Here is a 23,851-nt window from a genome sequence, read left to right as displayed (position 1 = left end):
TTATCTTTTTAATAAAGAATGTTTGCCAAGCAATAAGACCACAGGGCTTGCCACAAATATGGATGAATAGGTTCCAATTACTATTCCGATCATCATTGCTAAGGCAAAGTCATGCAGAACCTCTCCTCCAAAGAAAAAGAGCGCTACCGCTGACAGAAATGTTGTAAGAGATGTTACAATTGTTCTTGATAAAACTTCATTTATGCTTTTGTTCATCAATGCTTCAAGCGTCATTGTGCCTTTTGCCACTTTACCGAGATTTTCACGAATTCTATCAAAGACCACAACAGTATCAGTAAGAGAGTATCCAGCGATTGTTAAAAGAGCACTTATAAAAATCAGATTTATCTCTTTGTTAAGGATGTAAAAAATTCCAAGCACAGCCATAACATCATGAAATGTTGCCACTGTTGCACCAATTGAAAAATGGAATCTAAATCTTATGGCAATGTATAATAGTATTCCTACAGTAGCAGCAGCAATGGCAAGGAGAGCATCTCTTTTTGTTCTTTCTCCAATTTTTGGACCAATTTCAGTAATTGATTCAATCACAGGCTCTTTGCCTGGTAAAATTTCTTTAAGGGCTTTTTCAATTGCTTCCTGAGCGCCTTCCTGTTGTTTTTTTAGTTTTATGAGAATCTTTCTTTCAGCAGGAAGTTCCTGTATATCAGCGTCTTTTACTCCTGTTTTATCAACCACTGCTCTGACTTCAGCAAGAGTTACAGGTTGAGAGAATCTTATCTGAAGACTCAATCCTCCGGCAAAGTCAACACCGAGATTCGCCCTGCCAGCATGAATCTGAAAAATTGCAAAAATTCCAAGAATTATCATTATACAGGACAGACCAAAGGCAATGTATCTTTTCCCGAGAAAATCAATATTTGTTTTACCCAATATCTGTATCATATGCTCAGGCTCTTACGCTCCTTTCCAGTGTATATAAAGTCAAAAGCTGTTTTTGTTCCAATTAAAGCTGTAAAAAGATTTATCGCAACACCCAGTGACAGCGTTACTGCAAATCCCTTTATTGGTCCAGAACCAAAATGAAAAAGCACTGCTGCTGTTATAAGAGTTGTAACATGGGAGTCAAATATAGTCCAGAATGCCTTTTTATATCCAGACTCAATTGCAGCTTTTGGAGTTTTTCCAAGCTTCAGTTCCTCTCTTATTCTCTCAAACATAAGAACGTTAGAATCCACTGCCATCCCGATTGCAAGAGCAATTCCTGCAATTCCGGGTAATGTAAGGGTTGCATTTAAAGCTGCAAGAGCACCAATAAGAAGAATAATATTTAAAATCAAAGCAAGGTCAGCAATAACTCCACTTAGGCGATAATAAAAAATTATGAACAAAGAAACAAAAACCGCTGCAACTATTACAGCCATTTTGCCTGCTTCAATGGAGTCCTTTCCAAGGGTAGGACCAACTGTTACATTCTGAATAAGCTTAACAGGTGCTGGAAGTGCACCAGCTCTGAGAACAATTGCAAGGTCTTTAGCTTCCTCAAGAGTAAAGCTTCCTGTAATCTGGGCATTACCGCCTTCAATTTTTTCCTGAATTACAGGTGCTGAATAGAGATTTCCATCAAGTATTATGGCGAGTCTTTGTTTAACATACTTTGCTGTTATTTCTTCAAAAATTTTTGCACCTGCATCATTGAATCTCAGAGATACATAGGGTTCATTAAATCTCTGGTCAATGCTTACATGGGCTTCAGCAAGTAAGTCTCCAGTAAGTAGAGTTTCTTTTTTAACGATATATGGTCTTTTATAAACTTCTCCTGTTTCCTTATTGATGATTTTTTGAAAAACTATCTCATCGCTTTCAGGAATTCTGTTTTTCCATTGATTTAAAAATGCCTCTTCTTCTCCAGCTTTTATCAGTGATGGCAGTTCTTTCCAGAGAGGAGTCTCTTCATCAAGAAGTTTAAACTCAAGCTGAGCAGTTTTACCAATAATTTCAAGGGCTTTTTTAGGGTCCTTTACCCCAGGCAGTTGAACCACTATTTCATTTTCTCCCTGACGATGTATTGTTGGCTCAGCAACTCCAAGCTGGTCAATTCTGTTGCGAATTACTTCAATTGCCTGCTCAACAGATGTAGTCTCTACTCTTTTAAATGCAGTTTCTGGAAGTTCGCATACAAGATTATTACCCTGAACAGAGATGGAGAGATCAGGATAGTTTTCTTTTATGAGCTTTTTTACCTCATCGTTTAAAGGCTGAATAAATATTTTCTCGCCTACAGTTTTTACTGTTGCTTTTATCCCCTTTTTTTCAAGAAGACTTTGAAGATGCATACCAATTCTCTCCACAGTTATTCCTCTTGCTCTTTTGAGGTCAACTTCAAAAACAAGATGAGAACCTCCTCTTAAATCAAGCCCGAGAACAATTCCTTTATGAGGCATATTTTTTTTCCACCAATCAGGCATGGAATCAAAAAAAGGAGTATTTGGTAAAAAGAAGATGAATGCTAAAATAACAGTTGCCAGTATCAGTGCAATTCTCAGATAAATGCTTTTTCTCATGAATTCTTATTAATCCTCGTCTGTTGGTGGTCTTAATGCAGCAACTGACTGTTTTGAAAATTTAACCTTTACATTTTCCGCAATTTTTAAAACCACTGTATTGGGATTTACAGATTCAACAACTCCGTATATTCCGCCTACTGTGATTACCTTGTCTCCTTTTTTAAGATTCTCAAGCATCTGTCTGTGTTCTTTTGCCCTTTTCTGCTGAGGCCTGATAAGCAAAAAATAAAAAACAACTACAATCAAAACCAGGGGTAAAATGCTTGCAATAAGGCTCATTATTGGGTCGCCCTGTGCTGTACCCTGCGGTGCAGGTCCCATTGCATATGCTTCTGATATCAAATTTAAAAAGTTCATAATTCACCTCCAAAATTTTTTAAATCTTTTTATAGTAGCAAGCTTAAGCAAAAAATCTCAAGTAACGGTGAATATCCCTAAATTAACGATAGAAAGCCATTAATGAAGAGATTCCTCACTCCGCTCATACTCCGTTCGGAATGACAAAAAAGGGCTCGGAATGATAAGGAAAAAGGTTCGGAATGATAATATGTAACAGGCTTGCAATGACAGTTTCTATCAGCAATTTTAGGATATGCTATAATTCTTGATATGAAAGAAACTCAACAGATTAAATCTATGTTTGACAGGATTGTAGGCAGATATGATTTTCTCAATCATCTGCTTTCCTTTGGACAGGACTTTTTCTGGAGAAAAAAAATGGCAGAGCATGCAGTGAATGGCGGTACCACCATTGTTTTAGACCTTGCAACAGGAACTGCAGATTCTGCCAGAGCATTATTAAAAAGAGGAGCTAAAGTGGTCGGTGTTGATATAAGCTTTGAAATGTTACGGACTGGGAATAAAAAAATTAAAAAAAAGAAGAGAAATGCTTTCTTCTCTGCAGTCGTTGCATCTGGCTATAGACTTCCTTTCAGAGACGAGTGTTTTGATGCTGTGACCTGTGCTTTTGGCATAAGAAATATGCATGAAACAGAATCTGCAGTGAAAGAGATTTACAGAGTTATAAAAAAGGGCGGCAGGATTGTTATTCTTGAGTTTTCCATTCCAGATGGATTTTTCAGAAAACCCTATCTTTTATACTTAAAAAAAATTGTTCCCTTTATTGCTTCTGTTTTTTCAGTTCGTTCTGCCTATGAATATCTTGGCTCATCAATTGAGGGATTTTATAAACCCCGTGAAATTATAAAACTTCTTGAAAATTGCAGCTTTAGGAATATAAAAGCTATTCCATTAAGTTTCCGTTCAGTTTATTTGTATGTGGGAAAGAAGAATCCATTATGATAAAATAAATTATGTTTTTAGAGGAAAAGAGAGCACTTAAAAGAATTGCTGACAGGCTCAAGAAAGCACTGGGAGATGAGCTCATATCAGTTACAGCCTTTGGTTCAAGGGTAAGGGGTGATTTCAAAGGAGATTCTGACCTTGATGTGCTTGTAATTGTAAGGGAGAGAAATAGAGATATAGTGGACAGAATAGTTGATATATTCAATGAGGAGGAGATAAGGACAGGTATACCTTTTTCACCTGTTGTAAAATCATCAGAGCTCTTTGAAAAGGAAAAAAAATTCAACACAACCTTTTATAGAAACATAAAAAATGAAGGAAGGCTTTTTTATGGAAAAGCTCACGATTAGTGATAAAATAGCTTTATCAGAATACAGATTTGAAAAAGCCTTAGAAACCTTAAAAGATGGAGAGATTGCCTTTAAAAGTAAAAGCTATAAAATGGCAACAAATAGAGCATACTACGCTGTTTTACATGGAATCAGGTCTCTTTTGATACTGAAAGGATTAGACCCGATTACTCATGATGGAGCGAAAACAATGTTTTCCCTTCATTTTATAAAGCCAGGGATACTACCAGCAGAAATGTTGAAAATTTTCAATCAGCTTCTTTTATTGAGAAAAGATGTGGATTATGGCGATTTTGAAAAAATTGAGGAAGAAGATGCAAGGGAAGCCCTTGATAAGGCAGATAAGTTTTTAAAAACTGTCAAACCAGTGCGAACAAAACTAATATCTGAATTAAAGGATTAAGCTATGATTCCCTATCCCAACATAAGTCCTGAAATTGTAAAGATAGGTCCTCTATCAATCCGATGGTATGGATTAATGTATCTTATCGGGTTTATATGCTCCTACTTAATTGTAAGAAGCGAGATTAAGCGAAGAGGCTTAAGGGTTGAAAAGGACTTTCTTGAAAATCTTTATTTTTACCTGATTTTGGGACTTCTTTTAGGTGCCAGGCTTGGATATGTGATATTTTATAATCTGCCTTACTACATAAAACATCCTCTTGAGGTTTTTGCCATATGGCAGGGTGGAATGTCTTTTCATGGCGGTCTTATTGGAGTTATAGTTTCTGCATGGCTTTTTACAAGGGCAAAAAAGTTTGATTTCTTAACCCTTACTGATATGCTTGTTCTTACAGCACCAATTGGACTTGGCCTTGGCAGAATAGGTAACTTTATTAATGGAGAGCTCTTTGGAAGAATAACTGATGTTCCTTGGGCGATGATTTTTCCTGAAGGAGGACCTCTTCCAAGGCATCCAAGTCAGCTTTATGAGGCTGCAGTTGAAGGAGTTGCATTATTTGTTATTTTATGGTTTTTAAAGGATAAATTCAGCCGTTCCGGAATTATCTCGTCCCTTTTTTTGATTCTTTACGGAGTATTTCGCTTTTTTGTAGAGTTTTTCCGTGAGCCAGACCCTCAGATTGGCTATATTCTGGGTATATTCACAATGGGACAGATTTTATGCAGTATTATGATATTAGCAGGTCTGGGTTTAATCCTTTACAGGAGTAGAAAATGATTGAGTTTACAGATGAATTAATCAGAAGGCTCAATGACCTGAAAAGACAAACATTTTTTGATTTGCTTGAGCTTGCTGGCAGAGTTTTCATTGTTGTTGACTATGATGAAAGTGTTGTAATTGGTAAAAGAGGATTTCTTCCAGAGGAAAAGGAAAGAGGTCTTATTCTTGTTTTTAACAGTAGAATGAAGTTCAACTGGGAAAATGATGCCATTACTGCAACACTTGTATTTGGTAGCACACCCGAAAAATGCTACATCCCAGTAAATGCAATTGCTGCAGTTTTCTCTCCTGACCTGAGAGTTCAGCTTTCAGTGCCTGTGGTTAAAAAAACCAACAAAGAAGAGCAAATAAATGAGACTTCCAAGCAGAGTGACATGGAAGATAAAGGAAAAGTTATAGACATTACAAAACTAAGGAAGAAAAAGTGAGCACGGAAAAATATTTGAAAGAACTTCTAATTCAGCAACTTAAACAAAGGCTAAGCAGAACTGGGCAGGAGTTAGAGCCTGTAAAAGAGCCTCCACCGGATTTAAAAATTATGAGTTACGGAATGGTCATCGGATACATTGATATAGTCACAGAAAAGGAAATAAGTCCTGATAGAATCACTAAATGGAAGGAATTGCTTTCAAAGGGAAACAAAATGATTATTATTGTTCCAAAAGAAGAAAAGCTTAAAATAACAGATACTCTGTGGAAAGAAGGGCTTGCTCAGAAAGTAAGCATTGGCACATATGAGATAAATCTATTTCTGCCTTGACATAAAGTCTTCCAGACAGAGCTTGTGTATTTCCTCTGTAACGAAGCTGCCTCTTATCATTTTACCCTCAACCATGTAGATGACCATCTCAGCTATGTTTGTGGCATGGTCTGCAATTCTCTCAAGGTATTTGGCAATAAACATTCTTTTAAGAGCAAGAGGAATTATTTCAGGATTTTTTACCATAAGTCCGAAAAGTTCATTGTGATTATTCTGTAACAGTTCATCAACTTTATCATCTCTTTTAATAACCTCATAGCACAAATCTACATCTTCCTTAACAAAAGCATTTATTGCATCTTCAACCATACTTTCCGTAATCTCAGCCATTTTTGGGATATTGACAAAGGGCTTCAAAAAAGGCTCCTGTGCAAGCTCTATCGCTCTTTCAGCTATGTTGACTGCAAAATCTCCCATTCGCTCAAGGTCAGTGCTTATTTTCATTGCTGTGGTGATGAATCTTAAATCCTTTGCCATCGGCTGTCTTAACGCAATAAGCCTAATGCATTCCTCATTTATTTCAACCTCAAGCCCGTTAATTAAATTATCCCTTGATATAACCTGTTTTGCAAGGTCAATATCTCTATCAATCAAAGCTTTAACCGATTTTCTAATCCCCTCCTCAACAAGGCAACCAAGTATAAGTATTTTTTCCTTTAATTTTCTTAATTCATTTTCTAAGATTCCCATACTGCCTCCTTGTCTGGATAACTTAAAGCATTTTAACAATTTTTGCACCATAAATGGTAGGTCTTTAACAAAAATTTAATATTGCTGTAACTTTGTTTTAACATAACCCATGATATCATTTAAATAAATCATGGGACATTGTCCCTGAAAATCTTAAAAAAGGAGGTTTTTATGCGGTATTTATCCTTAGCTTGTCTCATTGTTTTGCTTTTTAGTTTCACGCTCGCACATTCTGCTGAGATGCTTAATGGAGCTGGTGCTACTTTCCCTTATCCGTTGTATTCAAGCTGGGCTTCAGACTATAACAAAGCAACAGGAATTAAGATTAACTATCAGTCCATTGGTTCTGGTGGAGGAATCAGACAGATTACAGAGAGAACAGTGGATTTCGGTGCCTCTGATATGGCACTTAAACCTGAGGAGATTGAAAAGTCTAAGCTTCTTCAATTCCCTGCTGTAATAGGTGGTGTTGTGCCTGTTGTTAATATTCCGGGAATCCCATCTAACACATTGGTTCTTGATGGAACCACCATTTGTGAGATATTTCTTGGTGAGATTAAACAATGGAATGATCCAAAAATTAAAGCTCTCAATCCAAATCTAAATCTTCCTGCAAAACCTATTACAGTGGTTCATCGCTCTGATGGTTCTGGAACAACTGCTATATTTACCCACTATCTAAGTGGAGTATGTAAAAGATGGGCAGACTCTGTTGGTTATGGAACATCGGTAAGCTGGAAAACAGGACTTGGCGGTAAAGGCAATGAAGGTGTGGCTAACTATGTTAAAAGAACTCCCTATTCCATTGGATATGTAGAGTTTGCCTATGCAAAACAGAATAAACTTAGCACAGTAAAACTTAAAAATCCAGCAGGACAGATTGTAGTAGCTGATTTTGAAAGCTTTGCCGATGCAGCAGCAACTGCTCAACTTGACCCTAAACAGCACTTTTATGCATGGATGACAAATGCTCCAGGTAAAAAATCATGGCCCATTACAGGAGCCACTTATATTCTTCTTGCAAGAGATAAAAATGATGTAAACAAATCTGTAATAAAATTCTTTGACTGGGCATTCACACACGGAGATTCAACTGCTAAAAAGCTTGATTATGTCCCTCTTCCGAAATCTGTTAAAGATAAAATAAGAGCCTATTGGAAAACATATATAAAATAACATTCAAGCCCGAAGAAAGCCTCTTCGGGCTTGCCTTTCCTTTTTTAATCCCTTAAATCAAGTTTTCTGAAAATATCTACCATATCCTGCAAAGAAATCTGTCCTGGAGCTGATGAAATGTTTAAACTGGCGTAGGTAATGAGAGAGCCAAGGGCAGGAAAAATTACTCTCGTTAATCTACCCTTTTTACCCATTCCGATTACAATAATATTATTTTTTCTGTGATTCAATAAGAAAAGAGAAAGTCTCTCTATGTCCTCCCTTTCATTAACCATTGTGGCAATCTTAATTATATCTACACCAAGATTAAACCCTTTCTCAAAAACCCTTTCCAGTTCCTCTGTGGAGGGTGTTGTATCAAATCTATGATAGGAACCTATAAGCTTAATGTTATTTTTTAAACTGAGTTCCCGTAAGGCACCTGCTTCATCAGAAAAAATCTCTATATCAAAGAAATCACAAAAAGGAATCATTTTAAAATAAATACTCAATCTATCAGGAATATCTATCATGCCGCCTTCTTGCGGAGACCTTATTGTGCAAATTAAGGGAAGATTGAATTTTTTCCTTGCAGTATTAAAGATATTTTCAACTTCCATGAGATTTTCAAACATATCAACTCTTAATTCAATAAGATCAGTATCCTTCAATGAATTCTCTTTAAGAGATAGGACATCTCTATCATTTAGTACCACTGCTATTGCAGGTATGTTTTTCAAAAGCATATTTAAGTTTAACAATTAATTTAAGGAAATTCAAAAATATCCCCGAGTCTTTAAACCCGGGGATTATTTTTGAGGAGGGGAGTGGGAGGAGCTAATAGGACTTTTTAATATAAAAGGAAATCTTTTTATATAGCTGAAAAACATCTCCCTTTGGTATATAATCTACCCTCTTTTGTAATGCTAATCTTTTTAAAAAGTTCTCGTCCATGGAAGAGTAAAACAGTACTGGAATTCCCTCTGTCTTTAAATTTTTCTCCAGTAGTTCATATAGCCTTTCTCCTGACAAAGCTGGCATATTTACATCAAGAAGGACTAAATCAGGCTTGAAGTTTTTTATTGTCTTTGTTGAACCAAGCCATCCAAGATTTTCAACAACATTGTAGCCAACTTTTTCAAGAAGCTCTTTTGTAAGGCTTAAATCATCTTGTCTGTCATCAATTATTAAAATTCTTCCTCTGTTCATATTTTACCTCCCTATTTCGCCTGCATTAGTTTTTGAGCAAAGTAAGGGGGAAGCCCCCTTTCAATAATTGCATCAACGGTCTTTTTAATGTCATACTCTTTTCTTATAAATTCAGTTCTAAAATGGTCCTGACCAATCTCAACGAGGCAAACACAGGTTCTTGGATCTCCATCCTTTGGTTTACCCACACTTCCAGCGTTGATAAAGTATTTTTCATTGATTTTCTTGAAATAAGGTATGTGGGTGTGTCCATAAATCATCACATCTGCCTTTGCTTTATCTGCCATTTGAAAGAAAAACTTATCAGGTCTTTCCTCATACCAGTAAAGGTTGTTTTTCGTTGGCGTTGCATGAAAGATGCTGACCTTTTTATCCTCAGCCAAAAAATCAATGGAAAAAGGAAGATTTTTCATATATTCCTTTGCTCTGTCACTTGCATGTTTTTTTGTCCATTCCAAGGAGATATGAGCCATCTCTGCCTGAAATTCATCTTCATATTTACAACCGCAGTGGGGTTTATCAAGGGCGACTGCCTCATCATAGTTACCCTGAACTCCCGGGATATTATGCTCAATAAGAAAATCAACAACCTCATTTACAAATGGGGCATATCCACCCAGGTCGCCAAGATGAAAGATTCTATCTACGCCAGTTTCCAATGCAGTCCTGTAGGCTACCTTTAATGCCTCAATATTTCCGTGAATATCTCCTAATATGGCAATTTTCATTTTTGCTCCTATGAAGTCAATGATTCCCTGAATTTAAAATATATGCTCTTTATGCTCCATGTTCTTCTTTGTTCAAAAAGTACCGTATCCTTTCCAATGGTATAAACATTGCCTCTCCACATTACTTTGTTTGAAAAAAGCGGAACAAACCATAAAACTCCCATCATAAGGTCTTTAATTGGAATTAGCAAGAATGAGAATCCAATTTTAAATCTCACAAGTTTTGCTACATAAACATCAAGGATAACTTTGTAAAGGCAAGTAATTAAAAATAAAATCATTGAAAATCTTGTAAATCCATATATCAATGGGACAAAGGATGCTAAAAATAATGGATTATTTATTGGCTCTAAAAAATACTTCCAACCAGCAATCTTCCATCTAATCTTTGCCCATCTTGAATGTCTGTTTAGAAATCTTCTCAAAGACCAAAATTCATTAACATTCTTTATTGTATAGTTTGAAAGAACCACTCTTTTACCTCTTTCATGCATTAGCTTTCCGAGGATGTAGTCCTCTGCAAGCACATTGCCCACAGCATTGAAACCTCCAATCTCCTCAAAATTGCTTTTTCTCATAAGCATTGACTTCCCTATGCTACAAGGCATCCTCAAGAATTTTTCAAGAAAGCATGTGCTGAGCATGACAAAGGAGTTAAGCTGTAGATTTTCAAGCTTTGCACCAATGCTTTTACCTCCTACTCCCACTATAAGATTTGTAACCAGACCTGTATTTTCATCCATAGCAGATAAAGTTTTTCTCAAATAATCCTTATCCACAAAGACATTGCTGTCACTGATTAAAAAATACTCATATTTTGACTCTCTATAAGCAGCAATCATATTTTTCACTTTTGGATTTAAAGCCTTTGACGTATTATCAATGATTATCTTTACCAATGAGGGATACTTATTTCTGATTTTTTCAGCAACTCTGCAGGCAGGATCATTTATGTCTTCAATGGATAAAATTACTTCATAATCAGGATAGTCCTGTTTGCAAAAGCTTTCAAGGTTGTCAAAGAGATTATCATCAAGCCCTTTAAGGGGTTTAATAATTGAGATTGGAGGAAGATTTACTCTATTGTAGTTCTCTCTCATTTTTCTTTTTAATGCTATGACCTGTAAAATATAAACAGTTATACTAACAAACACTAAAAAGACTAATAGACATAAAATCATTTTTACCTCCTGAAAAGTGTTATTGCCACACCTCTGTTATTTTTTATACATCTTTTAACAGCTTCTGAATCCTTTTCACAATTAAGAAGAGTTTTCCATGAATAAAGATGTCTTGGCTTGTGAAAATCGCTGTTTGCTATGTAAGGATACCTTTTAAGACTTACCACATTGAAAACATCATCCCTGTTGGCAATCTCCCATGCGTCAATATACTTTCCGTATTTTTGCCTGTTATTCCATAAATAAAGAGTATTTCTTATCTCTCCCTTCATGTGATGGGGATGACAGGCTACTACTATAGCATTCTGCCTTTTTGCTTCAAGAAATATTTTTTCGTAGGACTCACAGGCAGGAATATAATCTTTTATGTCAATTATTAAAATATGAGCTGATTTATCAGAGGAAAGGTAGTTTTTGCTTATTTCAACTCCAGGGATAACGAGCATCCCATACTTATTCCATGCTCTCTCTGCTTCATATCTGACATTTTCAAGATATTCATTGAAGTTTTTCTCTGTAATGGTAAATCTAAATTTATGGGCAAGCTTTCCAATCATGCTGTCTCCATTTACCACATGGTCTGTTATGGCAACTACATCAAAACCTGCCTGGCCAAAGAGGTCAACAACTTTTCTTAGTTCCATTGAACCATCGGAGTATTTAGTATGGATATGGAAGTCACATAAAAGCATACTTTTAATTTAATAATAACTTCTGAAAGTTACAGGAATATTAAATTAAAATTAAATTTCTGTTAAATATTTGCTTAAATTTAACCTTTTTTTAACACTGTTTTAAAACTGCTGTAACATTTCTTTGTAATAATTAAATATAACAAAGATTAAATATACAAGCTTTCAAGGAGGACAATATGCTTCAACTACAAACTGAAACAGCTGAAAGTGTAAAGCTTTATTCTGATTTAACAGTCCATTTCCAGCCTATTTTTGTAGCAAAAACAGGTAAAATTTTTGGATATGAAGCTCTTACAAGACATAAATCAAAAAAGATCAATGTAAGAAATCTATTTGAAAAAGCTAAGAAAAATGGCTCTATATACCTTCTTGACATGTTATGCAGAAGAAATGCTCTCAAAGAAGCATGCATACAGGGTCTTAATGATTATCTTTTTATGAATGTATGTCCAGAGACACTTTTACATCCCAATCATCAATTAGGATTGACTGATATATTTGCAGATGAGTTTAGTTTCCCTAAAGAGAGAATTGTACTTGAAATAACTGAACAAACAACAATTGAAAATTATGAAATTTTTATTAAAGCTGTGAATTATTACAAAAGCCGTGGCTATAAAATAGCAATTGATGATTTTGGTGCAGGCTTTGGTGGACCCAAGCTTCTAAGCCTTATAGAGCCAGACATAGTAAAAATAGACAGACACTTTATATCCTGTCTGAGGGAAAATTCTGTATGTAAATCCTTTGTGGCATTTACATTGGCTATATGTCACGAGAAAAACATAATGGTGGTTGCTGAGGGTATAGAAACTCAGGCAGAGTTAGTGGATACATTAAGACTTGGAGTTGATCTCCTGCAGGGTTATTATCTTGGAATGCCTGCTTCAACCATAATTAAAGATGGTAACTGATAAAATTATAAAAAATGAGATAATCACTCTTGATCTTCTTGTTGGTGACATAGCTGAAAGGATCCCTCCATTAACAATGAAGGCTTCAGTTACAGATGCCTTTTTCATTTTTATGAAAGATGAAAAACTCAGCCTGATTCCGGTGATTGATGAAAGACAGATGGTAGTTGGTCAATTGAGCAGAACAAAATTTTTAGAAAAGACTATTCTTGGTAGATTCGGATACGGAATCCATTTAAATGCAAGAAAATGTGTATGTGAGGTCATGGAAAGGTTTTCTTTACTTTTTGACTACAGTCTTACAATTGAGGAAGCCTCAATGCTCATTCAATCAAGACCTATAGAAAATCTTTATGATGATATCATAGTCACCAAAAATGATAAATATTTTGGAACTCTTCCAGTGAATATTCTATTAAATGCTATAACTCAAAAAACCATAATACTTGCTAAGGAGTCAAATCCACTTACAGGTTTACCCGGTAACTGGGCAATACAGAGAGAAACAGAGAGAAGAATTTCAAATGGAAATAGTTTTGATACCATTTACATAGATATCAACAATTTCAAGCCTTACAATGATCATTACGGCTTCAGCAGTGGTGATAAAGTTATAATAATTCTCGGTAAAATTATTTCAGAGACCCTAAGAAATTACCGAAATAATTTTGCAGGACATATCGGTGGAGATGATTTCATAGTGCTGTGTCTGCCAGAGGATTCAATTCCCATAGCAGAATCAATAGTTGAAAAATTTGAATGCTATCTTCCTGAGTTGCATGGAGATGACTTTGTTAGAGGATACTACACTTCAAAGAATAGAAAGGGAGAGGAAGAGGTTTTCTCTCTTCTGTCTCTTTCCTGTGCGATTGTAAGCACTGAAACTCGACATATTGCATCTTATGCTCAACTTGCTTCTGTTGCAGCAGAAATAAAGGCAGAAGCAAAAAGAAGAGCAAAAATTAACAAAGGCTCTGTAATTTTCAAAGAAAGAAGAAATGATTGATAGAAAAATTTCTTCATACCTTGCTATGTTTTCTCATGAATTGAAATCACCTTTGAACAACATTATTAACCTTACAAAACTTATTGAATTGAGCATACAGGAGGCAGATGAAGGGAAACTAAAAAAATATCTATCTTTAGTCATGTCTTCGGCATTTTATCTTAAAACACTTATTAACAATACTATAGAATTTGGCAAGATAAATCATGGTAAATCAGAAGTTTATCCTGAAGAGTTTAACATAGTAGAAACTCTATTTGAAATGGTTGATTTAACGAAAATAATGTTAGGTCCAAAACCCGTAGAGGTAAAGTTTAATTATCCTCTGGAAAGCTTTTACATAGTTTCAGATCCAGTGAAAATAAAACAGATACTACTCAATATTGCGTCAAATGCTGCAAAATTTACAAAAGAAGGCTGCATTACTTTTAGCCTCTTTGATAGTGGAGACTTTGTAACCATAACAGTAGAGGACACAGGTAAGGGAATAAAGGATATAGAGCTTAACAGACTTTTTCATCCTTTCTGTAAATTAGAAAACTCCCATGAAAGAAAATGTGACAGCACAGGGCTTGGTCTGTATATTACACGGCAATTATTGAATATGTTAGGCGGAGAAATATCAATAGAAAGTGAATATGGAAAGGGAACGACAGTTTATATCACAATCCCTAAGAATTACAAAGAATAACTTTCTCTGGGGAGTTGCTACTTCAGCATTTCAGCTTGAAGGCTCTCCCTATGCTGACTGGTCAACATGGGACAGCATTTTTAATCTCAATCCTAAGGTTACCAATCACTATGAGCTTTACAAAGAAGACATAAGGCTTATCAAAAATCTTGGAGTCAATGCATACAGGTTTTCCATTGAATGGAGCAGAATTCAGCCTTCAGAGAACTACTGGAACAAAGATGTGGTAAAACATTATCAGAGAATAATTGACCTTTTAAATGAAAACAACATAACCCCCATGGTTACAATTCATCACTTTACCCATCCTGTATGGTTCATAAAAAAGTATCCCTGGCATACTCGTAAATCCATTGAAAAATTTAAAGAGTATGTGGAAAGACTTATTGAAAATATAAAGGGAGTGGATTACTGGATTACCTTCAATGAACCCTATTTATTGATACTGGGTGGCTACATTGAAGGATGTATTCCTCCAGGGCAGCAAGATTTAAATCTTGCCATAAAGGCTTTAAAAAATATACTCACCTGTCACGGACAACTCTATGACATGATTCATTTAATAAATAAAAATGCCATGATAAGCATAGCTCACAATATGGCAGTTTTTGCACCATGGCTCACATGGAATCCCTTTGATAGAATTCTTGCCAAGGTGGCAAAAAGATTTTACAATCATTCAATTATTGAAGGTTTTATGGATGGTAAAATCAGGCTTCCCATTCCATTTAGAAAAACCATTGAAGTGGATGTGCCCATTCAGGGAAAACTTGATTTCTTTGGAATAAACTACTATACAAGAGTTCATATGCGATTTAATCCCTTTAAAAAACTTTTTGTTGAGTTCAGGCATAAAGACATTAATGGAGGAGGGCTTACAGACATGGGATGGGAGATATATCCAAAGGGACTGAAAAAGGTATTGAGATATGCATCCAGACTCAAAGTTCCTCTTATCATTACAGAAAATGGGATTGCCACTAAGGATGACAACAGAAAAATAAAATTCATCAAAGCCCATGTTGATGTTCTTGAAACTGCCATACAAGAAGGAATTGATGTAAGAGGATACTTTTACTGGTCTTTGATTGACAACTATGAGTGGCTTCACGGTCTTGATGCAAGATTTGGACTTTACAGGGTTGATTTCAGAAATTACAGAAGATCGCCAACAAGAGCAGCTTCATTTTATTCTTATATCATTAAATCAAGATATCATTAAATCAAGGAGATTCACCTTAAGACAGTAGATTTTTAACATTACTGTAACATAACATCGTGTATAATATTTCGATTATGTCCAAGCAGAAAGGCAAGATAACAGACTTTGTTTTTTTAATGCTTACAGCATTAACAGCCTTCAGTGTAATCATTATTACATTCGGTATTTTTTTAGTGCTTTTTAAAGAATCTCTTCCCGCAATGAATAAATTTGGATTTGAGGGATTCATTTTTTCAACAGAATGGGATCCTGTTCAGGAACTCTTTGGTGCATTGCCTGCTTTAACTGGTACTCTTATTACAGCTTTTTTAGCACTGCTGCTTGCCACACCAATAGCCATTGGAATAGCGATATTCATTACTGAAATCGCACCTTCTTTTTTGAAAGGTATTATTGGCACAAGCATAGAACTTTTAGCTGCAATTCCAAGTATAATTTACGGAATGTGGGGATTATTTACTCTTGCACCAATAATGAGCCAGCATATTGAGCCATTTTTCCAGTCAACAATAGGTAAGATTCCTTTAATTGGTAAACTATTTGAAGGAACACCGCTTGGCGTTGATCTTTTTACTGCAAGCATTATCTTAAGTATCATGATTATCCCTTTTACAGCATCAATTGCAAGGGACTCCTTCAATCTTACACCAGCGGTGCTTAAGGAGTCTGCCTATGCCATGGGAGCTACAAAGTGGGAAGTTGTAAAAGATGTTGTAATGCCCTATTCAAAATTAGGAGTTCTCGGTGGAGTAGGGCTTTCTCTTGGAAGAGCCCTGGGAGAGACAATGGCAGTTGCCTTTGTTCTTGGAAATCTAAATCAGATTCCAAAGTCACTTTTTGAAGCTGCTGCCACTGTGACAGTAAAGCTTGCCAATGAGTTTACAGAAGCTGATAAAGACATTTATCTAAGCTCTCTTTACTACCTTGCTTTTCTTTTATTTATTATGAGTTTTGCAATTCTTGCAATGGCTAAACTTTTTCTTGTAAAAGCTGAAAAAAGATGAATAGAAAAAGAAGAAAAATAATAAGCAGTTTAGCACTGTTTGCATGTTTTCTTACTGCTTTATGGGGTATTTTCTGGTTATTTTTTATAATTATTGATGTTTTGAGGCATGGTATTTCTGCAATAACTCCTTCTCTTTTTTTAAATGATCCTGCACCACCAGGACAAGAAGGTGGAGGATTGAGAAATGCCTTTGTTGGGCACTTTATGATTACTATATGTGCCACATTAATCGGCGTTCCAATTGGAGTTCTTGGAGGAACATTTCTTGCTGAATATGGAAGAAAGTATAAGATTTCAAAAGTAATAAGCACTCTTGCAGACATTATGGTGAGTGTACCTGCAATAATTGTAGGTGCCTTTGTCTATGCAAGTTTTGTTAAGCCTCTTGGACATTTTAGCGGATGGGCAGGCGGTGTATCTCTTGGTATCATTATGATTCCCACGGTTTTAAGAACAACGGAGAATATGCTTTCTCTCATCCCTTGGACATTAAGAGAAGCAGCCTTTGCTCTTGGAGCACCCTACTACAAAGTAATTATTCAGGTTGTTTACCGTGGTGCAGCAACTGGAATTTTAACCGGAATTATTCTTGCCATTGCAAGAGTTACAGGAGAAGCAGCACCACTGTTATTCACATCGTTCAACAATGCCTTTTTCTCCACAAACATGAATGAGCCAATAGCATCCCTTACTGTAACCATATTTCAGTATGCTATGGGACCCTATGAAGACTGGCATACACAGGCATGGGGTGCTTCTTTAATGATAACTGTATTTATCCTTTTTGCAACAATCGCTGGAAGGATTCTTATAAAAAGGAGGTATAAAGATTGAATCCTGAAATTGAGGTAAGAAATCTTAATTTTTACTACACAGGAGGCATTCACATTCTTAAAAATATAAACATGACGGTGTATAAAAACAGGGTTACAGCACTTATTGGTCCAAGTGGATGTGGAAAAACCACCTTGCTGAGATGTTTTAATAGAATGCACGATCTTTATGCTGGAAACAGATATGAGGGAGAAATAATCTTTCAGGGAAAGAATATACTTTCAAAAGATACAGACCTGATTGAATTGAGAAGCAAAATCGGTATGGTATTTCAGAAACCCACTCCTTTTCCAATGACAATATTTGACAACATTGCCTATGGTTTAAAACTTAAAGGAATAAAAAATAAATCAGAATTAAAACAAAGGGTTGAAAAAGCTTTGAAAGATGCTGCGCTATGGGATGAAGTGAAGGATAAACTGAATACAAATGCCTTTGGACTGAGTGGAGGACAACAGCAACGCCTCTGCATTGCAAGAGCACTGGCAGTGGAGCCTGAAATTATACTTTTTGATGAGCCCACAAGTGCTCTTGACCCTATCTCAACAGGAAAGATTGAAGAATTGATTGTCTCTTTAAAAGATAGAGTAACAATTATAATTGTTACTCACAACATGCAGCAGGCAGCAAGAATATCTGACTGGACAGGATTTATGATGCTCGGTGAACTCATTGAGTATGACAAAACTGACAAAATATTTACCGTTCCATCAAACAAACTTACAGAGGAATACATCACTGGTAGATTTGGCTAATCTGGATATCTGAAAGGATTGCCCCTCAGGATTTTTTCAACTCGCGGAGGATTACCTTTCATAAAAAAGATTGCAAGCCCCCGTTCTTCTGTTTCCTTGCCGAGATAACTCCATTTTCCATTCCATGAAACATAAAGTCTGTATCCATCTTTTTCCAACTCAGCAAGAACAGGGGTAAATTCAAGCTCTGCTTTATCAAAGGGTTTTATTGATGCAATTATCTCTCTATAAGCTGATTCTGAACAGTTTTTTCTTATTCCAGCATTATCTTTATTTTGATAAGCCTGCCTTATTTCATCTACAACTTTAAATGCCTCTGTGCTATATGAGTATTCATAAGATTGCGGTTTGACCTGCTTTTTTCCTCCGCAACCAAAAAGAAGTAATATTAAAAAGATGATAATAATCTTTCTCATCTCTAACCTCCATAGTATTTATGAGACTGTTCAAAAATCTGCAAATTCTTGAAAATCAAGAACTTGCAAACTTAATTAATTTTCAATTATCCTCACACTGAAGAGGAGATTCCTCGCCTGCCTCTGGCAGGCTCGGAATGACAGTAAAAAGGCTCGAATGACAAAATAGTATAACATTTTATTGAACAGCTCCATCTATCACAGTCTGTATTTTACTATTCTGTCATGTGTAATTGCATCATAAGTTTTTCTTTTCTCTTGACTGCCAGTTTTAATGATAACCTCCAGAGTTTTTCTTTTTGAATAATACACACATATTGATGCTGCCATGTCAATATCTTTATCTGAACACTCTCCAGCTAAAAATACGACAGGACCTTTAAAATCACAGGGGTAGATAAATGTTCCATGATAGTTGCTTAATAGAACTTGATTTTCCTTTTCATCTCTTCCAGCAATTGCCTTGCATTTTTCTGAAATCCTGAAATGTCTTCCTGTTTTGAGCAATTCAATATTCTTTACAGTAAGTTCATTATGTTCCATAAGGTCTTTAACCTTTTTGCAAAAGCCCGGATCAGTAAGCAAACATCCACCTGCTGGTTGAGGAGGTTTTTCAATGCCAAATTTTTTTGCTAAATCAAGCTGAGGTTTTCTCGTTCTTCCACAAATATCGTATAACATTTCCCTGTTAATAACTCCTTCTTGTTCAGGCTTTGTAGGATTAAGCAGTTTTGCAGAAAGAGGCCTTAAAATCAATCCTTTTAATGTTGCCTTATTTTCAATAAGTGTGAGAAATTCTCTCTTCTGTGACATGGGTCTCTGTGAAAGCACTTCTCCTGTAATTACGAATGAGGCATTGTATTCTGAAAGTCTTTCCTTTGCTTCTCTGAGCATGAGAATTTTGCAGTCTATGCAGGGATTAAGATTTTTTCCATATCCATACTCTGGATTTTTTAACACTTCGATAAATTTCTCTTTTATATCAATCTCTTTTATTTCAAAGCCAAACTGACAGGAGTATTTTAAATCAGATTCCTTTAAAGGTGATGTAAAACCAGTTAAGAATTTTAAGGCAATTACATCAATGCCCTGTTGCTTTACAATGATTATTGAAAGAAGACTATCAAGACCTCCAGAATAGAGGGCAAGAGCTCTATGCATAGGGATGGGTTTTCAGAAATTCCAGTATCTCTTCAGGTGTAGCGGTAGCAGTTCCAATTTTGCCAACCACAATTCCTGCTGCTACATTGGCTATCTTTGCAGCAGAAACCACATCAGCACCTGCAACATGAGCAAGTGTTACAGTGGCAATTACAGTGTCTCCTGCACCTGTGACATCAAATACCTTTCTGGCAACTGTTGGAAGATGGGTAACAATAACCTCAGAGTCTTTTTTTTCAAAAAGACTCATGCCTTCTTCCCCTCTTGTTATTAAAACAGAATCGCAGAGGAGCTTTTTTAAAAGATTATGTCCAGCTTTTATAAGAGTTTTCTCATCCTTGATCTCAATTTCTGCTCCATGTGAGGCTTCAGCAATATTTGGAGTTATAAGAGAAACATGTTTGTAAAGCCTAAAGTGTCCCACCTTTGGGTCAACAGCGACAAAATTACCATTTTTCTTTTTATGAGTCACCAGAATTCTGAATAGTTCTTCAGAGACAACGCCTTTTTTGTAATCAGATACTATTACAGCATCAAAATCCTTTAAGGCATTTTTTATCATGGAAAGAAATTTTTCTTTTGCTTTACCTTCAAGTCTTCTACGATCCTCTACATCAAATCTTACAATTTGTTGATTTCCTGCAATTATTCTTGTTTTAACTGTAGTTTTTCTGGAATCTTCAAAGATATAGTCAATGCAAACGCCTTTTTCTTCCAGTAAATCCCTTACAGTTTTTCCAGCAGAACCTTTCCCAATAATTCCTGAAATATAAGCTTTTCCGCCAAGAGCAATAATATTATTAGCTACATTTGCTGCACCTCCAAGTCTGAAAGACTCCTCTGTAACCTCAACAACTGGAACAGGTGCTTCAGGAGAAATTCTTGAAACCTTTCCAAAGATATATCTGTCAAGAATAATATCTCCAATTACCAGAATTTTTTTATCTTTAAATTTCTTAAAAAAATGTTCTGCCTTAGTTCTGGTCATTACTCCTCCTTATTAACTCAATTAACTCATTAAAAGAACATTCACCCTCTGTGCCTGTCTTCATATTTTTCCATCTATAGACTGATTTTTTAATCTCATCCTCACCAATAATTATAACAATGTTAACGCCTAACCTGTCAGCTTTTCTCATCTGACTTTTTAAAGAAACTTCCTCATATGCAGTTTCTGTGGATATGTTGTTTTCTCTTAAAAATTTGATAACTTTCTTCGCCTCTTTTTTTGATTCACTGCCAATGTAAGCAACATATGCAAGAGGTTTATCAGTCTGTATTAACAAATCCGTTGAGCAAAGCTCTATCAATCTCTCAATTCCTATGGCAAATCCAGCTGCAGGAGTTGGTGGACCTCCAAAGGACTCAACAAGGTCATCATATCTTCCTCCTGCTGCAACAGCATTTTGTGCACCAAGAGCAGTGGTTGTAACTTCAAAAACCGTTCTTGTGTAATAGTCAAGTCCCCTTACAATCTTAGGATTGACAGTGTAGGATATATTCATCTCATCAAGCTCTCTCTGCAAGCTTAAAAAATGTTCTTTACAGTCTTCACATAAAAAATCCAGAATTAAAGGAGTCTGTTTCAGAGCTTCCTTGCAGGATTCTACCTTACAGTCCAGAACCCTTAGAGGATTTCTTTTAAATCTTCTCTGACAGTCATTGCATAAAAGGGATACTTTGTCAGATAAGAAATTAAAAAGTGTTTTTCTGTACTCTGGTCTGCATTTTTTGCATCCAAGAGAGTTTATCTCATAAGTTAAGTTTTTAATCTTTAGTCTTTCAAGAAAAACTTTGACCATATAAATTAATTCAGCATCTATCCATGAAGAGCCTACCCCAAAACATTCCACTCCAATCTGATGAAACTGTCTGAATCTTCCCTTTTGAGGTCTTTCATATCTGAACATGGGACCAATATAGTAAAACTTCTGTGGAGCTGGACTCAGAAAAAGACTGTGTTGAATGTAAGCTCTGACAACAGAAGCTGTTCCTTCAGGCCTTAAGGCAACGGTTCTTCCTTTTTTGTCTTTAAAGATGTACATCTCTTTTTCCACTATATCTGTATCCTCACCAATACTTCTTAGAAAAACTTCAGCACTCTCTACAACAGGGGTACGGATTTCCTTAAAATTATAGAGTTTAAATATTTCTCTTGCATTTTCTTCAATGTGGCTCCACAGGTGAACTTGCTCTATAATATCCTGCATTCCTCTCAAAGAACTAAATCTCACTTTCTTCTTCCCCTTCTCTTTCTTTATCAAACTCAAGCATTCTTAAATGACTCTCTATGAGTCTTTTTATCTCTTCTTTAAAATGCCTTCTTATTCCTTTTAGATCCACAATATCCTCGTGAATTTTGACAACTTTTTCCTGTGCTTCCTTAATAATATTCTCTGCCTTTATTTCAGCCTCTTTAATTATAAGTTCAGCCTCTTTTTTAGCATTTGCTTTGTAGTCTTCAACAAGCTTTTGTGCTGTCATCAATGTATCTCTAATTGATTGCTCAATCTTTCTGTATTCCTCCATCTGATTCTCAAGGATTGCAACCTTTTCCTTTAGCATTGAGTTTTCTTTTAAAAGTTCTTCCAACTCTTCCCTGATAATCTCAAGAAAAGAGTATACTTCTTCCATGTCAAAACCTCTGAATTTAACCTTGAACTGCTTTTGTTGAATATCCAGTGGTGTGATTCTCATACAATGCCTCCTTTAATTCTGTAACCAAGCTCTACAAGGCTTGGGATTAAAAATCTCTGTAGAAAATATATCAAAAGCAAAAGAATTAATGGTGAAATATCAACAGGAAGTCTCAGGGGTAACAGTCTTCTTATTGGTCTGAGCAGAGGCTCTGTAACTGCATAAACGAAGCGGACAACAGGATTGTAAGGGTCTGGGTTCACCCAGCTAAGTACTGCTGCAATAATCACGATAAAGGTATAAATGGTAAAGACAATATCTAAAATGTTTGCCAGTGCAATTATGAGATTTCCAATTATAAACATTTTTTCACCTCAGCTCTGAATGCTGAGCTCTTCAGCTCTTTTTGCTGCTTCCTGCACTGTTTTAAAAAGGATTTCTCTTAATGCTCCCTGAGACAAAACCTTCAGCCCTGCTTCTGTTGTTCCAGCGGGAGATGTTACCTTCTGTCTGATTTTATCAGGTGGAAGTCCGCTGTCAAGAAGCTTTGCTGTTCCAATAAATGTTTGCACTACGAGTTCCTTTGCTATATCCTCAGCGAATCCAAGCTCTGTTGCCACATCTATAAACTGCTCAACTATGTAACAGAAAAATCCAGGTCCACTGCCTGACAAAGCAGTGACAAGATTCATGTATTGTTCTGGCAGCGTAATTACTTTTCCCACACTCATGAATATGTCTCTTACCGGAGCTATAATCTTCATTTCAAGGCACTCGCAAAGGGCAAGAACAGTTATTGCCTCTCCCACTGTGGCTGCAAGATTTGGCATAGCTCTGATTAACTTGTCTGTTTTGAGATATTTCTGAATGAATTCAATAGGAATTCCTGCAGCTATTGAAACTACAGTGTGTTTTTCAGAAACAGTATCTTTAATCTCTTCAAGAACTTCTTTCATATTTTGAGGTTTTACTGCAAGTACAATGATGTTAGATAAATTAACAACTTCCTGATTCGATGGCGTTGTTTTTACTCCATAACAGTTCTCAAGGTATCTTCTTCTTTCAGCAATTGGTTCAGATACGATAATATTTTTTTTACCCTCTTTAACAAGCCCTCTTATAAGGGCTTCTGCCATATTGCCACCACCAATAAAACCTATCATATTTTGCCTCCTAAATTTATTGAGACTGTTCAAAAACTTACAAGTTCTTGAAAATCAAGAAGTTGCAAGTTTCTTTAATTTTCAATTACCTCTACTCTTCATTCCGAGCTTTTTTTCCTGTCATTCCGAGCTTTTTTTCCTGTCATTCCGAGCGAAGCGAGGAATCTCCTCCACTTTTTTAGCATCGGAACGAGCCAGAGATTCCTCGGGGCATTGAGCCCCTCGGAATGACAAAATAACCCTTTATTCATATTAAACAGCC

The 23,851-nt window shown here is 35.9% G+C and carries 30 protein-coding genes; 14 read left to right on the top strand and 16 right to left on the bottom strand.

The genetic code is table 11. The features are described 5' to 3' along the window. Genes secF through yajC form a run of 3 tightly spaced genes read right to left on the bottom strand, consistent with a single transcriptional unit; the run spans position 1 to position 2,885 of the window. Positions 1-906, bottom strand: a complete 906-nt coding sequence (gene secF, locus V4D30_RS07945) for a protein translocase subunit SecF (RefSeq protein ID WP_353683791.1) — start codon at positions 904-906, stop codon at positions 1-3. Next, the gene (gene secD, locus V4D30_RS07940) at positions 903-2,525 is read right to left on the bottom strand and encodes a protein translocase subunit SecD (protein WP_353683790.1); all 1,623 of its coding nucleotides are present in this window, start codon (positions 2,523-2,525) and stop codon (positions 903-905) included. Before secD ends, secF begins: the two co-directional genes overlap by 4 nt. Before the next feature lie 9 nt (positions 2,526-2,534). Then, entirely contained in the window at positions 2,535-2,885 is a 351-nt protein-coding gene (gene yajC / locus V4D30_RS07935) for a preprotein translocase subunit YajC (protein ID WP_353683789.1), read from the bottom strand. Positions 2,886-3,137: 252 nt separating this feature from the next. Between yajC and V4D30_RS07930 the strand changes: the two genes are divergently transcribed. The 6 genes from V4D30_RS07930 to V4D30_RS07905 are packed head-to-tail and all read left to right on the top strand — an operon-like array spanning position 3,138 to position 6,126. Further along, on the top strand, positions 3,138-3,830 hold the full coding sequence (locus V4D30_RS07930) for a ubiquinone/menaquinone biosynthesis methyltransferase (protein ID WP_353683788.1): 693 nt from the start codon (positions 3,138-3,140) through the stop codon (positions 3,828-3,830). An 11-nt stretch (positions 3,831-3,841) separates the two neighbouring features. Continuing rightward, entirely contained in the window at positions 3,842-4,183 is a 342-nt protein-coding gene (locus tag V4D30_RS07925; protein WP_353683787.1) for a nucleotidyltransferase domain-containing protein, read from the top strand. Next, entirely contained in the window at positions 4,164-4,586 is a 423-nt protein-coding gene (locus V4D30_RS07920) for a HEPN domain-containing protein (protein WP_353683786.1), read from the top strand. Before V4D30_RS07925 ends, V4D30_RS07920 begins: the two co-directional genes overlap by 20 nt. A 3-nt stretch (positions 4,587-4,589) precedes the next feature. Then, positions 4,590-5,363 (top strand): prolipoprotein diacylglyceryl transferase, encoded by a 774-nt coding sequence (lgt, locus tag V4D30_RS07915; protein WP_353683785.1) that lies wholly within the window; start codon positions 4,590-4,592, stop codon positions 5,361-5,363. Continuing rightward, a complete protein-coding gene (locus V4D30_RS07910) occupies positions 5,360-5,794 on the top strand; it encodes a ClpXP protease specificity-enhancing factor SspB (protein WP_353683784.1) in 435 nt (144 codons plus the stop codon). The genes lgt and V4D30_RS07910 overlap by 4 nt, the downstream gene beginning before the upstream one ends. Next, positions 5,791-6,126: a hypothetical protein gene (locus V4D30_RS07905; RefSeq protein ID WP_353683783.1), complete on the top strand. Its 336-nt coding sequence runs from the start codon at positions 5,791-5,793 to the stop codon at positions 6,124-6,126. The genes V4D30_RS07910 and V4D30_RS07905 overlap by 4 nt, the downstream gene beginning before the upstream one ends. On the opposite strand, the gene phoU is transcribed toward V4D30_RS07905, so the two are convergent. After that, positions 6,112-6,816, bottom strand: coding sequence for a phosphate signaling complex protein PhoU (phoU, locus tag V4D30_RS07900; RefSeq protein ID WP_353683782.1), 705 nt, complete (start codon positions 6,814-6,816; stop codon positions 6,112-6,114). The two genes, V4D30_RS07905 and phoU, sit on opposite strands and share 15 nt — an antisense overlap. Before the next feature lie 171 nt (positions 6,817-6,987). Between phoU and pstS the strand changes: the two genes are divergently transcribed. Beyond that, positions 6,988-7,992 (top strand): phosphate ABC transporter substrate-binding protein PstS, encoded by a 1,005-nt coding sequence (gene pstS / locus V4D30_RS07895; protein WP_353683781.1) that lies wholly within the window; start codon positions 6,988-6,990, stop codon positions 7,990-7,992. 44 nt (positions 7,993-8,036) lie between these two features. Here the strand turns inward: pstS and aroD are convergent, their stop codons facing one another. The 5 genes from aroD to V4D30_RS07870 form a co-directional block, all read right to left on the bottom strand. Continuing rightward, positions 8,037-8,732 (bottom strand): type I 3-dehydroquinate dehydratase, encoded by a 696-nt coding sequence (aroD, locus tag V4D30_RS07890; protein WP_353683780.1) that lies wholly within the window; start codon positions 8,730-8,732, stop codon positions 8,037-8,039. Between the two features lie 76 nt (positions 8,733-8,808). After that, complete coding sequence (locus V4D30_RS07885; RefSeq protein WP_353683779.1) at positions 8,809-9,180, bottom strand: response regulator; 372 nt, start codon at positions 9,178-9,180, stop codon at positions 8,809-8,811. Between the two features lie 11 nt (positions 9,181-9,191). After that, positions 9,192-9,908 (bottom strand): metallophosphoesterase family protein, encoded by a 717-nt coding sequence (locus V4D30_RS07880; RefSeq protein ID WP_353683778.1) that lies wholly within the window; start codon positions 9,906-9,908, stop codon positions 9,192-9,194. A gap of 8 nt (positions 9,909-9,916) precedes the next feature. Further along, positions 9,917-11,089 (bottom strand): ceramide glucosyltransferase, encoded by a 1,173-nt coding sequence (locus V4D30_RS07875; RefSeq protein WP_353683777.1) that lies wholly within the window; start codon positions 11,087-11,089, stop codon positions 9,917-9,919. 2 nt (positions 11,090-11,091) lie between these two features. Continuing rightward, the gene (locus V4D30_RS07870; protein WP_353683776.1) at positions 11,092-11,781 is read right to left on the bottom strand and encodes a PHP domain-containing protein; all 690 of its coding nucleotides are present in this window, start codon (positions 11,779-11,781) and stop codon (positions 11,092-11,094) included. 179 nt (positions 11,782-11,960) lie between these two features. Here V4D30_RS07870 and V4D30_RS07865 point away from each other — a divergent pair, with 179 nt between their 5' ends. From V4D30_RS07865 to pstB, 7 genes are all read left to right on the top strand, one after another. Then, entirely contained in the window at positions 11,961-12,698 is a 738-nt protein-coding gene (locus tag V4D30_RS07865; RefSeq protein WP_353683775.1) for an EAL domain-containing protein, read from the top strand. Next, complete coding sequence (locus V4D30_RS07860; RefSeq protein ID WP_353683774.1) at positions 12,688-13,704, top strand: GGDEF domain-containing protein; 1,017 nt, start codon at positions 12,688-12,690, stop codon at positions 13,702-13,704. Before V4D30_RS07865 ends, V4D30_RS07860 begins: the two co-directional genes overlap by 11 nt. Further along, complete coding sequence (locus V4D30_RS07855) at positions 13,697-14,395, top strand: HAMP domain-containing sensor histidine kinase (protein ID WP_353683773.1); 699 nt, start codon at positions 13,697-13,699, stop codon at positions 14,393-14,395. Before V4D30_RS07860 ends, V4D30_RS07855 begins: the two co-directional genes overlap by 8 nt. After that, on the top strand, positions 14,343-15,617 hold the full coding sequence (locus V4D30_RS07850) for a family 1 glycosylhydrolase (RefSeq protein ID WP_353683772.1): 1,275 nt from the start codon (positions 14,343-14,345) through the stop codon (positions 15,615-15,617). The genes V4D30_RS07855 and V4D30_RS07850 overlap by 53 nt, the downstream gene beginning before the upstream one ends. Before the next feature lie 74 nt (positions 15,618-15,691). Next, complete coding sequence (gene pstC / locus V4D30_RS07845) at positions 15,692-16,621, top strand: phosphate ABC transporter permease subunit PstC (RefSeq protein WP_353683771.1); 930 nt, start codon at positions 15,692-15,694, stop codon at positions 16,619-16,621. Beyond that, the gene (gene pstA / locus V4D30_RS07840) at positions 16,618-17,457 is read left to right on the top strand and encodes a phosphate ABC transporter permease PstA (RefSeq protein WP_353683770.1); all 840 of its coding nucleotides are present in this window, start codon (positions 16,618-16,620) and stop codon (positions 17,455-17,457) included. Before pstC ends, pstA begins: the two co-directional genes overlap by 4 nt. Then, entirely contained in the window at positions 17,454-18,212 is a 759-nt protein-coding gene (pstB, locus tag V4D30_RS07835) for a phosphate ABC transporter ATP-binding protein PstB (protein WP_353683769.1), read from the top strand. Before pstA ends, pstB begins: the two co-directional genes overlap by 4 nt. On the opposite strand, the gene V4D30_RS07830 is transcribed toward pstB, so the two are convergent. From V4D30_RS07830 to proC, 7 genes are all read right to left on the bottom strand, one after another. Further along, positions 18,209-18,628, bottom strand: coding sequence for a hypothetical protein (locus V4D30_RS07830; protein ID WP_353683768.1), 420 nt, complete (start codon positions 18,626-18,628; stop codon positions 18,209-18,211). The two genes, pstB and V4D30_RS07830, sit on opposite strands and share 4 nt — an antisense overlap. 198 nt (positions 18,629-18,826) lie before the next feature. Beyond that, positions 18,827-19,789, bottom strand: coding sequence for a tRNA 4-thiouridine(8) synthase ThiI (locus V4D30_RS07825; RefSeq protein ID WP_353683767.1), 963 nt, complete (start codon positions 19,787-19,789; stop codon positions 18,827-18,829). Then, entirely contained in the window at positions 19,782-20,777 is a 996-nt protein-coding gene (rfaE1, locus tag V4D30_RS07820; RefSeq protein ID WP_353683766.1) for a D-glycero-beta-D-manno-heptose-7-phosphate kinase, read from the bottom strand. Before rfaE1 ends, V4D30_RS07825 begins: the two co-directional genes overlap by 8 nt. Then, positions 20,764-21,999 carry a histidine--tRNA ligase gene (gene hisS / locus V4D30_RS07815; RefSeq protein WP_353683765.1) on the bottom strand — a complete coding sequence of 412 codons (1,236 nt, stop codon included), beginning with the start codon at positions 21,997-21,999 and terminating at the stop codon, positions 20,764-20,766. Before hisS ends, rfaE1 begins: the two co-directional genes overlap by 14 nt. 13 nt (positions 22,000-22,012) lie before the next feature. Then, positions 22,013-22,486, bottom strand: coding sequence for a DivIVA domain-containing protein (locus V4D30_RS07810; RefSeq protein ID WP_353683764.1), 474 nt, complete (start codon positions 22,484-22,486; stop codon positions 22,013-22,015). Next, a complete protein-coding gene (locus V4D30_RS07805) occupies positions 22,483-22,791 on the bottom strand; it encodes a YggT family protein (protein WP_353683763.1) in 309 nt (102 codons plus the stop codon). The genes V4D30_RS07810 and V4D30_RS07805 overlap by 4 nt, the downstream gene beginning before the upstream one ends. A 9-nt stretch (positions 22,792-22,800) precedes the next feature. Then, a complete protein-coding gene (gene proC / locus V4D30_RS07800) occupies positions 22,801-23,589 on the bottom strand; it encodes a pyrroline-5-carboxylate reductase (RefSeq protein WP_353683762.1) in 789 nt (262 codons plus the stop codon). Positions 23,590-23,851: the final 262 nt, after the last annotated feature.

The sequence above is a fragment of the Thermodesulfovibrio sp. 3907-1M genome (assembly GCF_040450955.1).
In the GTDB taxonomy this organism is placed as follows: domain Bacteria; phylum Nitrospirota; class Thermodesulfovibrionia; order Thermodesulfovibrionales; family Thermodesulfovibrionaceae; genus Thermodesulfovibrio; species Thermodesulfovibrio autotrophicus.
This window is presented reverse-complemented; position numbering and strand designations above follow the sequence as displayed.